We start from the raw sequence: 14,662 nt of genomic DNA, 5'->3' as shown, positions 1-14,662 counted from the left end.
AAGATTGCACCAGATAGATGGTGGCTATACATCTATAGTGTCCCTAAGCAATCAGCACGAATCGTGGTCTCCCCGCGCCCGGTTGCGGCGGCGGGTCGAGCGAGTCAATGCGCACCGGCGATCGTCTGGGAATATATCGCCTGCGTTTCTTGAACCCACGAAGCCCGACGCTTCGGGAACATCTAGATTAACCGTATGGTTAAGAGAGGCGACACTGCTGACAGTATGACTCAACACACGTCAACATCCATTTCTATTCCCACTGCATCTTCCGAGACCCCGGACGACGAGTCGCGCGAGATGATCGAAGCGGCCGATTCCGCCGCCTACGATCTCGAGAACGACGCCCGCGTGGCGCAGCGCGACGAAAAGGTTCCGGGATACCTTATCGGATCCATTCTCGCCGTAGGCTCCCTCGCGTTCCTCGGCATTCTTACCGAAACCGTCATGACGGTGCTGTTCCCGCAACTCATGCACGAGTTCAACGTGGACACGGCCACCGTGCAATGGGTGACCACCATCTACATTCTCATGGTGGGCGCCATCATGCCGCTGTCCAGCTTCCTCAAGCGACGTTTCACGTCCAAGTCGTTGTTCGTGTTCGCGCTGGCGCTGGCCATTGTCGGCCCGATCATCGTGTTCTTCTCCACGCAATTCTGGATGGTGCTGCTCGCGCGCGTCATCCAGGGCATCGGTTCGGGTATCGCCACGCCGCTCATGATGAACATCATTCTTGAGCAGTCCCCGCGTTCCAAGGTCGGCCGCCTGATCGGCGTCGGATCCCTGGTAATCACCGTGGCCCCGGCCATCGGACCGACGGTCGGTGGCGCGCTGTCCGCGGTCATGCCGTGGAAGACGATTCTGCTGCTTACCATTCCGATCCTGCTGATCATTTCGCTGCCCGTAGGCCTGAAAAGCATCCGCCAGACCGTGGCTCCCGTCCAAGCGCAGCTCAACATGGTCGGATTCGTCACGATCTTCCTCGCCCTTGTGGGCATGGTGCTCGGCATCAACCGTATCGGCGCCGGCATCAGCGACATGGTGGCCGGGCAGGCCGCCGCGTCGTCCATGGTGATCGGCGTGGTGTCGCTGGTCATCGGCGTCGCTTCGCTCGTGTTCTTCTGCTGGTCGTCCAGGCGCTCGTTCTCGCCGCTGCTGCGTCTCGGTTGGATGCGCGACCCGATCGCGCTGCTGCACGTGTTGCCGTACCTCATGATGCCGATGCTGGGTATCGGTTTCGGCTACGTCATCACCACGCTGGGACAGCTTTCCATGGGCCAGAGCGCCCTTGTCGCGGGCTTGCTCGTGCTTCCCGGCGCCCTGATCGGCGCGTTCTTCGCCCCGGTTGGCGGCATGCTCTACGACCGTTTCGGCGCGCGTGGCCCGATTCTCGTCCCGATGGGTCTGGCCATGGTGGGCCTGGTGCTCATGTTCGTGTTCTCCGCACACATGACGCCGCTGATGCTCGCCGTGTTCTACTTCATCTTCGGCGTGGGCTATTCGCTGGGCCTGTCCAACATCATGACCGACGGTATCGCCGGCATTCCCGGCCCGTTCGTGCCTGACGGCAACGCCGTGTTCCAGACGAGCTTGCAGTTCGGCGGCGCGTTCGGCATGACGCTGTTCTCCACGATCATCGCCGTGGCCCAGGCCGGCCATGGCGCGGAAGGTTCCGCGGACTACATGCGCGCCACCGCCATGGGCGGCACGTACGTGTTCCTCGCCATGATCATCATCGCCGCAATCTCCATGGTCTGCCTGGCCGTGGCCATCCACATGCGCGCCAAGCGCGACGGCGAACAGAGCGTGGAAGAAGGCATCCGCTAATTTCCGTCCGTTCAAGGAATGCAAAAGGGGCTGTGCTTGTCACGGCCCCTTTTGCATATGCGCCGCCGTCCGGCGGCTACTCCTTGAGCAGCGAGTACACCATGATCCTCTTGACGGGGCGCATCAGCGCCATGCTCATCGCAAAGCTCATCAGCGCCAACAGGACCACGCAGGCCATGAGCACGATCATGGGCACCTCGAAGTGGTTGCGCATCGCGCCGACCATCGAGAAAATGGATCCCATGACTTGCGGCATGAACGCGTAGGCCGCACCCGCCGCCACGAGCGAGGCGAGCGCAATCACGGGCACAAGGCTCAATGCCGTATGGCGCGCCAGCTGTGCGCTCGACCAGCCGATGGCCTTGTAGATGCCAAATTCCTGGCGCCGCTGGACGATCATCGAATTGATGATGATGTACAGCACCAGCAGCACCATGAAGCCGGCAAGAATGACGATCATGACGGCCGCCACGGACATGACGCCCGCATACAGGCTTTGTCCGCTTTTCGCCAGCTGCTCGTAATTCGTGGAGGCGGCGACAAGCTCGCCATGGCGCGACTCATAGTCGTCGATGAACTGCTCTGCGCCGTCTTCATGCAAATACACGTTGAGCGTTTCGGGCATGGCGGCCAGATGCCCTTAACCGTCCGAGGTCAATTCGCATACGGCGCCGCCGTTGTTGACGCTTTGCACATGTCCCGTCACGGTATACGTGTGGGACTGCTCCCCCACATTCGCCGTAAATTCGCTGCCTACCGGGTATTGCTCGGCAAGCGCGCTGCCCACCGCGATCTCGCGCCCGTGGCCGGGTTGCGGCCCTCATAGACAATATCGTTGTGCACTTGCGAGAAATCTTCGCTGACGAACGCGGTCAGGTTGCCGCCGTCATAGCTGACGGGCACGGACGCGTAATGCAACACCGTCCGCGTACGCCCATCCGCATCAAGCGTTTCACTCAGCTCGCCAAGCTTGCCCGGCGCCGCCGTGAAGATGACGGACGGCGTTTCCTCGGACAACGTGTCCATGAGGTTGGCCGGCTTGATGACCACGTTGTACAGCAGCACGCCCGCGAACGACATGAGCAGTGTCACCACCACGGCCACGGCGCCCAGCAGGATGTTCGTGCCGGCGCTTGAGGCGATGCGCTTGGCCAGCAGCGTGGTTTTGACGGGCATATTGGTGGTTTCCAGCGGGAAATGGTTGACCGTGGCCGTGTTGGGCCGGATTCCGCGAATGGCGTTAATCGGCTCCACGCGTCGGATGCTGCGCGCCGCCACATACGCGAAGATGACGATCGCCCCTGTGGGTGCGAGCACGGCGATGGCCGTCGCGACCGGGTCGAATGTCGGCGTGAACGAGAATCCCGACTGCACGGCGAGCACATGGGCCAGCGCGGGCAGCGCGGCGTAGGAAAGACCGGCGCCCACCATGGCCGACACGGCGCCCACCAGCGCGTACGGAATGACGCATGAGCGGATGATCATCGAACTCGTGTATCCCAAGGCCTTGAGCACGCCCATCTGCGTCATGTCGTTGGCGATCGTGTTGCGGATGCGGAAATTGCTCAGGAACACGCTGACGGCAAGCACGATGAACGCGAGCGCCAAGAAAATGGCGACGAGCAGCGTGCACACCATCGTGCGTGTCTGCTTGGCGCTGACACGGTTGCTGGTGTTGAGCACGGTGACGCCCTGGTCGGCGAGCGCCGCGGCGATGTCGCTTTGCAGTTGTTGCGTATCGGCGTCGTCCGAGGCGCGGATGGAATATTCCATGACGGTTCCGTGGCGTGCGGCGAAGTCTTCGAACGCGTCGGGCGGCAGGTAGGCGCCGATCAGCCCCGTACCGTAGTTGCCGTATTGCATTTCGCCGACGGTGTTGGCCACTGTGTAGGTGTGTTCCGTTCCGTCGATCGCATAGGTGATGGGGCTTCCTGGCGCAAAGCCCCCCATTTCGCTCATGTATTCGGGCACGTAGACGCCGTCTTGCTCGTTGTCGGCGCGTTCCACGGCGAGCGTGTTGAGCGTGCGCGGATCGTCGATATTGTAGAAGACGGTGGTCATGTCGAAGTCGGCGCCCGCGAAATCGCGTACGGTGGCGGAGGCGAGCGAGACGCGCCGGTGTTCCATGTCTTCGACGCCGTCGGTGGCCGCGATGCTGTCGCGTACGCTGGCGGTGTGCTGCGCTTCCGGGATGATCACGTTGACGTCGGCCGTGTTGAGTTCCTGGAACCGCCTGTCGTAGGCGGCTCCCGTCTGCATGGCCAGCACGAGCGCGATGTTCATGATGCATGCGGTGATTGCGATGATGATGCCGAAGGACGTGTATTGCCCTTTGGCTTTTTTAAGGTTGTGGAAGCCAGAGCATGCGATCACCATTCCATTTGTGTCAGGAATTCTTCGAATTTGGCGGTGCGTGCGGCGTCCTCGCGATACGGTCCCAGTTCGCATGAGCCAAAGATCTGTCCGTCGCGCACATAGACGACACGGTTGGCGCGCAATGCCGATTTTTTGTCGTGGGTGACCATCACGATCGTCTGTCCCTGCTGGTGCAGCGACGTGAACACGTCGAGCACGGCCGTGGAGTTCGCGGAGTTGAGCGCGCCCGTGGGTTCGTCGGCGAACAATACGGTCGGTTCGTTGATGACGGCGCGCACCATGCCCGCTCGTTGCGCTTCGCCTCCCGAGACGAGCGAGGGCATGTTCTTGCGGGTTTGTGGCGAGATGTTGACGAGGTCGAACAGCTGGTTGGCGCGTTCGGCGATCTGCGTCTTGGAACGGTTGACGAGCGTTCCGGCCGCGAGCACGTTGTCCATAAGGCTCATGTTGTCGATCAGGTAGATCTGCTGGAATACGAATCCGCACGCTTTGCGGCAGAATACGGCCAGTTCGTCGCTGGTCAGTTTCGTAATGTCGACGCCGTCGAATTCGATCGTGCCGCCGTTGGGCGTGTCCATTCCCGACAATGCGTACAGCAACGTCGATTTTCCGGCGCCCGACGCGCCCATGATCACGGTGAAGTCGCCGCGATAAATATCGATATTGAGATCGTCGTAGATCGTTTGGATATTGTTTCCCGTACCAAACGATTTTTTCATGTGCCGCGCGGAAATAACAATGTCTGATGCCATCTTCTCTCCATTTATGTCTTCAATTCGCTCGATAAATGGTGTCAGTATGGCGAATATCGCACCGTTTTCCCATGATCCGCAAGGAACCGTCACATTCCGTCCCATATGGCGGGTGTTGGTGTCCGCATGGAGAAACCTGGGATTACGCTACCGGTCGGCGGGACGCTGGTCGGAAGATGCCGGCGGATCGTCGCGGTGGATGATCGAACGGATCGTCTCGAGCTGCGGGCCGACGGTGCGCTCGTATCCGCGGTCGTTGGGATGGTAATACTGTGTGCCCAACAGGTTGCTCGGCATATATTGCTGCGTCGCGATGGCGTCGGGCTCGTCGTGCGCATACACGTAGTCGTCATGGTTGCCCCAGCTTTTCATCAGCGCGGTCGGGGCGTTGCGCAAATGGAGCGGCACGGGTCCGATCATGCCTTTGTCCACGTCGGCGAGCGCCTGGTTGATGGCCATGTAACTCGCGTTCGATTTGGGCGCGGTGGCCACGGCGATTGTCGCCTCGGACAAAATGATGCGCGCTTCGGGCATGCCGATCATGGCCACGGCCTGGGCGGCGGCCACGGTCACTTGCAGGATTTGCGGGGCTGCCATGCCTACTTCCTCGGCGGCGGCGATCATGATGCGCCGCGCGATGAACCGCGGATCTTCGCCGGCCCGGATCATGCGCGCCAGGTAATGCAACGCGGCGTCCACGTCGGATCCGCGCAATGATTTGATGAACGCGGAGATCACATCGTAATGGTCATCGCCGTCCTTGTCGTAGCGCACGGTGGCCGTATCCATGACTTGCGACACGATCTCACTTGTAATATGAGGCAACGCGGCCGTTCCGTCGTTCTGGTGGTCGAATGCGCCGGCCGCCGCCTCGAGGATGGTCAACGACTTGCGCGCGTCTCCCCCGGCCAAGCGCACGATGTCGTCGAGTGCGGAGTCGTCGAGTTCCACGGTACCGTTCAGCCCTTTCGGATCGGCGACGGCGCGCGTGACCACGCGGCGCAGTTCCTCGTCGGTAAGCGACTCGAGCTTGACGACCACGGAGCGGCTCAGCAACGGTTTGATGACGGAAAAACTCGGGTTTTCCGTGGTGGCTGCGATGAACGTGATGTCGCGGTTTTCCACGCTTGGCAGCAGCGCGTCCTGCTGGGATTTGGAAAAGCGGTGCACCTCGTCGATGAACAGCACGGTTTCCATGCCTTCGGCCACGAGGCGCTCGTGGGCGCGGCGCAACACGTCGCGCACGTCCTTAACTCCCGACGTGACGGCGGACAGTTCCTCGAACGCGCGCCCCGACTGTTGGGCCACAATATTGGCGAGTGTGGTTTTGCCGACTCCGGGAGGGCCGAACAGGATCACGGAGCTCGGCGCCGTAAGCGAGCCCTTGCTGGCGGGGTCGGCGAGCCTGCGCAGCGGCGAACCGTTTTTCAGCGCGTGGCTTTGGCCGATCACCTCGTCCAAGGTGACGGGACGCATGCGTACGGCGAGCGGGCGTACCACGTCATTCGTATCGGAAGCGGCGAAAAGATCCTGTTGCATACCCACCACTGTATACCGGCACGGCCCGAGCGGTAAGCGTTATTTGATGAGCACCGTCTTGCGCGCCACATGCTGGGCGTCGAGCACATTCGCGGGCAAGCGGTACAGGCGCACGTACGCCACGGCACAGCAGGCCGTCGCCACGAGGAACGCGAACGAGACGTCGGTCAGGAAATGGTAGCCGAGCACCAGACGGGAGAACGCGACCACGCCCACATACAGCGGGCAGACGATATAGAACACCCAACGGTACGGTTCAAGACGCTTGCAATATTCGGGAAGCACGGTCCAGCCGAGGATGGCGGCCGCGGAAACGGTATGTCCGGACGGGAACGAGCGGAACAGGTCGGGATTGGACGCGACCTTCGTGCTGAGCTCCATGTTCTTGCGCGTAATCTCCCACCACGGCTGGAACGACAGTTGCGGCTCGCCCAGCAGCGCGATGAAGCGCGGGCGGCGCACCACTTCCTTGCAGACAAACACGATCACATATGGCAGCAGCGAACTGGCCAACAGGAAAATGCACAGGATGCGCAACGACATTTCGCCGCAATGGCGCACCAGCGCATACAGCCCCAGGGACGGCCCCTCGAACAGGACAACGGCCAGCACAATGGAAACCGCGGCGTTCCATGGCGTCTTCTTCAACGCGTACACGAGCGAATACAATACGGCGAACGCGATCAGCAGCACGCCGAACGCCTTGAGCAGACGATTGTAGGAGGCACGGCGCACCGTAATGTTCCTGAGCATGATCAGGCCCGCGACTTCAAGGCTCCAATACAACGGAGCCGGACCATAGGCGTAGAAGAATTTCGCCCACGTGGCGTCCGGATCATACAGGAAGCGATCGATCCCCAAATCATGGAAGGACCCCACAATCAGGGCGCCCACCGCGATAATCAAAAGGACAAACCAGTAGGCCTGCGGGATACGGCCCGCGTTCGTCCGGGATTCGTGTGAAGCATTGGTGGCAATCGTCTCGTCAGTCATACTGCCCTATCCTAATAATCGAGCAGACGAGCGACGCGGACGCACTACGCCCCAAGCGCACAACCGCGCCCCGCCGGCGTTGCGCACGCCGGAAATCAGCGGCACGACTACACTGAACGCTTATGGCACAGGAATCTACATACGGCTCGCTCGGCGAGCTCGCGCCACGCTGGAACGGTGTGGACGAGGAACTCACCGACGATGAAATCTACGAACGCTTCTTCACATGGGTGCACGACACGAAACACATTGAACCGTGGCCGCACCAGGAGGAAGCCGTCATGGACTTCCTAGCCGGCGACCATGTGATCTTGAACACCCCTACGGGCTCGGGCAAATCGCTCGTGGCGCTCGGCATGCATTTCACGGCCCTGTGCACGGGGCGCCGCTCCTATTACACGGCGCCCATCAAGGCGCTCGTGTCGGAAAAATTCTTCGATCTCGTCGAAGTGTTCGGCCGCGACAACGTGGGCATGGTCACGGGCGACTCGCATATCAACGCGGACGCCCCTATCATCTGCTGCACGGCGGAAATCCTCGCCAACCAGGCGCTCAGGGAAGGAAGCCGAGCCGACATCGGCTGTGTGGCCATGGACGAATTCCACTATTACGGCGACCCTGAACGCGGCTGGGCGTGGCAAGTGCCGCTGCTCACGCTTCCCCACACGCAGTTCCTGCTCATGAGCGCCACGCTCGGCAACATGGACGCCATCTCCGACAAGCTCGAATCGATGACCGACCGCGACGTGGCCATTATCGACAACGCTGCGCGTCCCGTGCCATTGCACTACAAGTACACGCTCGACCCGCTCGAAAAAACTGTGGAACTCGCGTTCAACAACGACCAGACCCCCATCTACGTGGTCCACTTCTCCCAGGACGCGGCACTGGAAACGGCACAGGCGCTCGCCAACACGGGCGTCTCCACGAAGGAACAGCGTACGGCGATTGCCGAAGCGATCAAGGGTACGAAGTTCACCACGGCTTTCGGCAAGATTTTGCAGCGTCTGCTGCGCACGGGCATCGGCATCCACCATGCGGGCATGCTGCCGCGCTACCGCCGTCTTGTGGAACAGCTCGCCCAGCAGGGGCTGCTTCCCGTGATCTGCGGTACCGACACGTTGGGCGTGGGCATCAACGTGCCTATCCACTCGGTGGTGCTCACGCAGCTGACCAAATTCGACGGTGTGCACATGCGCCGGCTGCGCGCCCGTGAATTCCACCAGATCGCGGGGCGTGCGGGACGTTCGGGATTCGACACGGAAGGCCTTGTGATCGCCGAAGCTCCCGAGCATGATATTGAAAACGCGCGCGCCTTGGCCAAAGCCGGCAACGATCCCAAGAAGCTGAAGAAAGTCAAGCGCAAGAAGGCTCCCGAGGGCTTCGTCAATTGGAACGAGCAGACGTTCAACAAGCTGATCGACGCCGCTCCGGAAACCTTGGTGCCGCACATGAAAATCAGCCACGCCATGGTGTTGAACGAAGTGCAGCAGGGCGGCGGCGCGCGCATGCGCATCGACCAGCTTATTGACGACTCCTCGCAGACTCCCGAACAAAAGGAGCAGCTGCACCAGCGCGCCGACGAGATTTTCGAAACGCTGTTCAATACGGACGTCATTGAAACGGAAGACAACGGCCGTGGCGGCAAAAACTACTTCCTGACCGTCGACATCCCCGACAATTTCGCGCTCGACCAGCCGTTGAGCCCGTTCCTGTTGGCCGCGTTGGAACTTTTGGATCCCGAATCCCCCACGTACGCATTGGACGTGATTTCCATGGTCGAGGCCACGCTGGAAGATCCGCGCCAGGTGCTCAAGGCGCAGCAGCGTCAGGCGCGCGACAAGGCCATGGCCACCATGAAGGAGGACGGCCTCGACTACGACGAGCGCATGGACAGGCTCCAGGAGATCACCTATCCCAAGCCGCTCGAAGACATGCTCGACGCCGCGTTCCACAAGTACCGCCAAGACGTGCCCTGGGCCAACGACTATTTTCTGAGCCCGAAATCCATTGTGCGCGACATGGTGGAAACCGCCTCCGATTTCACGGGATACATCGCCCGCTACAACATCGCGCGCTCCGAGGGCACGCTGTTGCGCTACCTTTCCGACGCGTACCGCGCGCTCGCGCGCACGGTGCCGAAGGAAAAACGCAATGAGCAGCTCGACGACATCATTTCCTGGTTGCGTGTGGTGGTGCGCTCCATCGACTCCTCGCTGGTGGACGAATGGGAATCGGCAGGAGCCATGGACGCGCAGGACGCCGCCACGCTCGCGGCGCCAAGTACGGCCGACGCCGTGGTGGAAGACCGCCGCGGCCTGATCGTGCTCGTGCGCAACGCCATGTTCCGCCGCGTGCAGCTCATGGACTTGGAGGATTCCCAGACGCTCGGCGCACTCGACAAGGATTGGGGCTACGGCGTGCACGAATGGGACGATGTGCTCGACGCCTACTATGACGAGCACGAGTACGTCAACACGGACGCGGGCGCCCGCAGCGGCGAGCTGTTCATTCTCGACGACCGCCATGAAAACGAACGAGCACACGTGAAGGTGCGCCAGATCATCGACGATTCCGACGGCGACCGCGATTGGGCCATCACGGGTGTGGTGGATCTTGACGCGACGCAGGATTCGGGCGAAGTGGTGTTCCACGATTACCAGGTGGCCTCCATCGACGGGTGATCGGCATCCGTGACTTATAAGAAAGTCCCGTTCCATGAGCAATGTCATGGAACGGGACTTTTGTATGTCCATCAGCCTTACGCCGTCACATGCGTCCGGCTGGCGCCATATAGTCCGGCAGATACGTGGGAAGTTTCTCCTCCAGCACTACGTCGCGGTCGAACAGGTTGACTGCGTAGGCGGGAATGTCTGCTACATCGGCGTACTTGTTGGACGAATATCGTCTGGTGAATACCCGCGTCAAAGAGTCAGCGATAAGCTTGGGCATCCTCATGCGCGTGGTGGTCATGTTCTCCATAATGGAACCTCCCTGTCACTTCAATGTGTTCCAGGATTGCACCCTTATTCTACTCCTTACTTATGGGGAGAAACGCGAGATTTTTCGTCATCGCCGAGAGCAAAACGGATTTTATTTTGTTTTTTACCAAATACATCGTAACAGTTCCTTCACGAAATCTACAGGCTTTTGAAAAGATTCTGCGGGAACGGCCATTTTCCTAGTAGAATTTTTTAGTTTTGACTGATGTCGGCGTGTCGAAGAAACCGGACAGTCCGGTTGCGCCTGACGGCATATCGCGGACATAACAAAGGTCCGTCCATACTCGGTATGGACGGACCTTTGGCTAGCTATGTGAATGCAACCCATTCTTCACTGTATTGCACACACACGTATGAAACGGAAACCTCAATGCGCTAGATCATTGGGCTTTCTTGTCATCCGACGGATCAGCGCTCGGAGCCGCCGGCTTTGGGGAGGCGGCAGGCTTGGCGTCCTGCGGTGCCGTTGGAGCTGACGGAGCGGTCGGAGTTGCAGAGGCCGGCGCGGCTGAGGAAGCCGGCGTGGCGGCCGGCGCATCCTGCGCGGGCTTCGCGTCCTGCTTCACGGTGTCGTTGGCCTGCTCGGCGGCCGCGGCCGCGACCTTGAACTTCTTCTGCGCGTTGAGTAGCAGCTGGTCGTCTTCGGCACGGTTCTCCATGGCCTGGGCAATGATCTCGTACTGCTCGGCCTTGGCTTGCGCCTCATGGGCGGCCTTGAGCGACTGCTTTTCATCGGCGGCCGGGTCGGCGGGGATGTGCTGGCGGGCCACTTCATCGGCAGTAGGAGCCGGGATCTCCACTTCCGGTCCCACAGCGCGCATGTTGACATGGGCGACAGGTTCCGGAGCGGCGACGCTCAGCGTCTTCATGGCGTTGATGTTGCCCGTGAACACGCTGGCGTTCTTCGGGGCGTCGGGTTCCTTGATGCCATGCTTGACGAGCAGATCCTTGGCCGCTGCGGCCTGGGCCCGATAATCCTTGGCGTCCGGCAGGTCGATGGTCTCATCAGGCTTGTACGGATGCTTGATCGGCATGCCCATCGGGTTCTGGCCCTCGCTCATCAATGCGGTAGGAATGTTGGACTGGACCTTGCCAGGCTTGGACAGTCCTTCGATCTGCCACGTGAACGGCGCGAACTCGTTGGACGGATCTACCCATTCCTTGTGCTTGCGCGAAGCGCGGTACATGAGGAAGCACACGAGGATCACGAACGCGATCAGGCAGACGATGATGATGTCGTACGTCGCGCCCGAACCGACTTCCTTGGTCAGCTGTGCCGGCGGGTACAGGGCGAGCACAATGGCGAACACCGCGGCCGCGATGCCCACCACGGCCACAATCCACGCGCCCACCATGCCGCCCGGCACCTTGAACGCGCGAGGACGGTTCGGCTGGTCGTAGCGCAGCTTGAGGAACGCCGTGAACATGAGGATGTAGTAGAGCATGTACAGGATCGTGATGGCCTGCGTGATCAGGGCGACAAAGCCCTCGACGTTCGGCAGGAAGAACACGATGAAGGCGATGATCGTCATGAACAGCATCTGGAAGTACATCATGCGCGAAGGCATGCCGTGCTTGTTGTTGTTCTGCAGGAACTTCGGCAGGAAGCCGGAGCGGCCGGCCTGGCCGAGCATGTAGGACGGGCCCGCGAGGTTCGTGATCAGGGCCGCGAAGGAGTTCGCCATGCCCAAGTAGACGAATACCACATACAGGTCGGGGAAGCCGATCGTGGCGCCCAGATCGCGGTAGACGGTGTTGAGCGTGTACAGCAGGTTGATCTTGGACTCGGGCACGATCATGGCGATGATGACGGTGCCGACCACGAAGATGAGGAAGGCGAGGATCATCGAGACGAACACGACAACCGGGAACTGCTTGGCGGGCTTCTTCAAGTCCTTGATGTGGGCGGCGTTCATATCCACGCCGGCGAAGCTGAAGAACACGCCCGCGGCCAATGCCAAGGTGGACATGCCGTTCCATTTGGGCACAAAGCCAGCGGCGTCCATCGGGATGGCCGGACGGTTGCCCTGGCAAAGCCAGACGACCGCGAGGATCATCATGACGGCCAGCGGCAGGAAGGTGCCGAAGATCACGCCGTACTTGGCGATATTGGCGAAGACCTTCACGCCCTTGGTAGCGAGCCAGCAGATGAACCAGTAGTAGGCCAGCCAGCCGAGCATGATCGGCAGCGTGATCTTCCACGAGTGGGACTGTTCGGCGAAGTTGACGGCCCAGTCGTAGTTTGTGGTGAAGAAGCCGATGGTCGCGGAGGATCCGGGGATGCCGGAGCCGAACGAGAACGAGGTCTGGAACCACAGGATCAACAGGCAGGAAATGGCCGGGAACGTGCCCAGGCCTTCACCTACCCATCGGAAGATGCCGCCACGCTGGCTCCAGCCGGAAGCCAGTTCAGCGGCGACCAAACCCGTCGGGACGAAGAAGAGGAGACCACCGATGAGGAAGTACGTGACTGCGGAGAGGCCGTAGAACGACATCTGCACATCGTTGGCGATACCCGCCAACGTGGTCACGGTCATCATGGTCAGTGCGATGGTGGACAGCTGTCCTGAACCTTGGACAACGGATTTATCGCCTTTGCTGCCCGGAGCGGCCTTCGCGCTTGCGACCGCTTGAGTTTTACCACTCATAAGAATTGCCTGATTCCAATATACGAAGGATGGGTTTTTATGCGGATGCATAGGATCCGGCATTGGATCCTATGCATCCGCGAGAAGCTAGCAGGACCGGTTATTTCACGGTTCCGGGTTGAAGGTGTTCCAGTACGGCAGCACTTCCGGCTCGGTTTCCAGAGCCTTCTGGTACTCGGCCGGCAGGTACTTCTTGTTCAGGCCGACTTCGAAGTTGTATGCGTCGAACCAGGAGTCGTCCATGATGAAGTAGCCTTCGTGGCCAACCGGATTGCCGTGGGCGGTGGTGCCCCAAGAGTTCTCCACCTTCCAGCGCACCGGCTTGCCGTCCGCGTCGAGATCGACGCCGGCGATCAGCATGGCGTGGGTCGGCATGGACTGGTGGGTCTCGAAGCTTTCAGCCTTGTCCATCGTGAACTTGATGCCGAACATCGACTGGATGTCGTACAGGTTCTTGGACATGATGCCCTTCTGGAAATCGGAATCCTGCGTCACGTCGCAGCCGAACCATACAGGCTCGCCATCCTTGAGCTGGGCGATCGTGGCTTCCTTCATCACGTCCATCGGGACGTTCAGGTAATGCAGGTCGCGCTTGGAGCCGAGGACTTCGCCCGTCATGTCGATCGTGTACATCTTGCCGTACGGCATGGATTCGAGCGGCAGGTTGATGACACCGACGTAGTCGTTGAAGTCGATGGCCACGTACTTCTTGTAGAACTCGAGCGGCGTCAGGTCGCGGTCGACGTGGTACACGTTCTTCTTGTCGCGGTATTCGAAGTCGAACTTCTCCGGCGGTTCGCCCATGCACACGGCGAGCACGCGGTAGATGTCGTTGAGCATCGAAATGCGCGCTTCGTTGATCTTTTCTTCGCTCTGGCGTTCACGCACCATGCTACGCAGCGCGATGGCGTCTTCGCGCAGCATGCGGTTGAGCACTGCGTTGAGTTCGGCGCTGTTCTTCGTCACGGCGGTGTCAGGCATCACCGTCAGCGGCACGACGCCGTACTTTTCGCACAGCGCGATGATCGGATCGAAATCGCCGCCGTCCTGCTGCGGAGTGGTGAGCAGGAAGTTCACGCGACGGTCGTCATAATCGCTGTCCGCGCTCTTGATGATGTACTCCATGAACATGTTGGACTTTTCCAGCTTGTCATAGAAGTAGTTGAAGTTCTGGGAGATTTCGAAGCTACCCTTGACAAGATCCAGATCCTTCTCAATCTTGTGTCGCATCACGTTGAGGGCCGAATACATCCAGCAACGGCCGGACTGGCGCTGGTTCGCGACGGCTTCGTCATCAACGTCGATCGAGAACACGAAGTTGTTGTCGGTGACCACAACGTTCTCGCGTTCCGCGGCGGCGTTGATGCCGTTGTTCTTTACTGCCTGCTCGGCGATATGCTGCGCAGTGGCTTTCTTGTAGGCCGAGGACATCGCCTCAAGGTCTTTCTTGGTCAGTTCCATATCAATACCTTTCCTGTACTTGTATGGTTGACGCGGTCCAGTCGCGGTTTCCTCCTCCACCGGA

The 14,662-nt window shown here is 60.4% G+C and carries 10 protein-coding genes; 2 read left to right on the top strand and 8 right to left on the bottom strand.

Going from position 1 to position 14,662, the window contains the following annotated elements; all coding sequences use genetic code 11:
* The first annotated feature begins 300 nt into the window (after positions 1 to 300).
* On the top strand, positions 301 to 1,827 hold the full coding sequence (locus tag BMAGN_RS03390; protein WP_033510485.1) for an MFS transporter: 1,527 nt from the start codon (positions 301 to 303) through the stop codon (positions 1,825 to 1,827).
* Between the two features lie 76 nt (positions 1,828 to 1,903).
* On the opposite strand, the gene BMAGN_RS07835 is transcribed toward BMAGN_RS03390, so the two are convergent.
* From BMAGN_RS07835 to BMAGN_RS03370, 5 genes are all read right to left on the bottom strand, one after another.
* Positions 1,904 to 2,452: an FtsX-like permease family protein gene (locus tag BMAGN_RS07835; RefSeq protein ID WP_051126591.1), complete on the bottom strand. Its 549-nt coding sequence runs from the start codon at positions 2,450 to 2,452 to the stop codon at positions 1,904 to 1,906.
* Positions 2,453 to 2,580: 128 nt separating this feature from the next.
* Positions 2,581 to 4,200, bottom strand: coding sequence for an ABC transporter permease (locus BMAGN_RS03385; protein WP_051892915.1), 1,620 nt, complete (start codon positions 4,198 to 4,200; stop codon positions 2,581 to 2,583).
* Positions 4,197 to 4,955, bottom strand: a complete 759-nt coding sequence (locus tag BMAGN_RS03380; RefSeq protein ID WP_022859301.1) for an ABC transporter ATP-binding protein — start codon at positions 4,953 to 4,955, stop codon at positions 4,197 to 4,199. The genes BMAGN_RS03385 and BMAGN_RS03380 overlap by 4 nt, the downstream gene beginning before the upstream one ends.
* 147 nt (positions 4,956 to 5,102) lie before the next feature.
* Positions 5,103 to 6,494: a replication-associated recombination protein A gene (locus tag BMAGN_RS03375; RefSeq protein ID WP_022859300.1), complete on the bottom strand. Its 1,392-nt coding sequence runs from the start codon at positions 6,492 to 6,494 to the stop codon at positions 5,103 to 5,105.
* A 39-nt stretch (positions 6,495 to 6,533) separates the two neighbouring features.
* Positions 6,534 to 7,487 carry a phosphatase PAP2 family protein gene (locus BMAGN_RS03370; RefSeq protein WP_022859299.1) on the bottom strand — a complete coding sequence of 318 codons (954 nt, stop codon included), beginning with the start codon at positions 7,485 to 7,487 and terminating at the stop codon, positions 6,534 to 6,536.
* Positions 7,488 to 7,609: 122 nt separating this feature from the next.
* On the opposite strand from BMAGN_RS03370, the gene BMAGN_RS03365 reads away from it, so the two are divergent.
* Positions 7,610 to 10,171 carry a DEAD/DEAH box helicase gene (locus tag BMAGN_RS03365; protein WP_034250307.1) on the top strand — a complete coding sequence of 854 codons (2,562 nt, stop codon included), beginning with the start codon at positions 7,610 to 7,612 and terminating at the stop codon, positions 10,169 to 10,171.
* A gap of 85 nt (positions 10,172 to 10,256) precedes the next feature.
* Here the strand turns inward: BMAGN_RS03365 and BMAGN_RS03360 are convergent, their stop codons facing one another.
* From BMAGN_RS03360 to BMAGN_RS03350, 3 genes are all read right to left on the bottom strand, one after another.
* Positions 10,257 to 10,469 (bottom strand): hypothetical protein, encoded by a 213-nt coding sequence (locus BMAGN_RS03360; RefSeq protein WP_022859297.1) that lies wholly within the window; start codon positions 10,467 to 10,469, stop codon positions 10,257 to 10,259.
* 400 nt (positions 10,470 to 10,869) lie between these two features.
* Positions 10,870 to 13,137, bottom strand: coding sequence for an APC family permease (locus tag BMAGN_RS03355; RefSeq protein WP_022859296.1), 2,268 nt, complete (start codon positions 13,135 to 13,137; stop codon positions 10,870 to 10,872).
* Between the two features lie 105 nt (positions 13,138 to 13,242).
* Complete coding sequence (locus BMAGN_RS03350) at positions 13,243 to 14,598, bottom strand: C1 family peptidase (protein WP_022859295.1); 1,356 nt, start codon at positions 14,596 to 14,598, stop codon at positions 13,243 to 13,245.
* Positions 14,599 to 14,662 lie beyond the last annotated feature (64 nt).

This window comes from Bifidobacterium magnum, from assembly GCF_000741255.1.
GTDB lineage: Bacteria > Actinomycetota > Actinomycetes > Actinomycetales > Bifidobacteriaceae > Bifidobacterium > Bifidobacterium magnum.
This window is presented reverse-complemented; position numbering and strand designations above follow the sequence as displayed.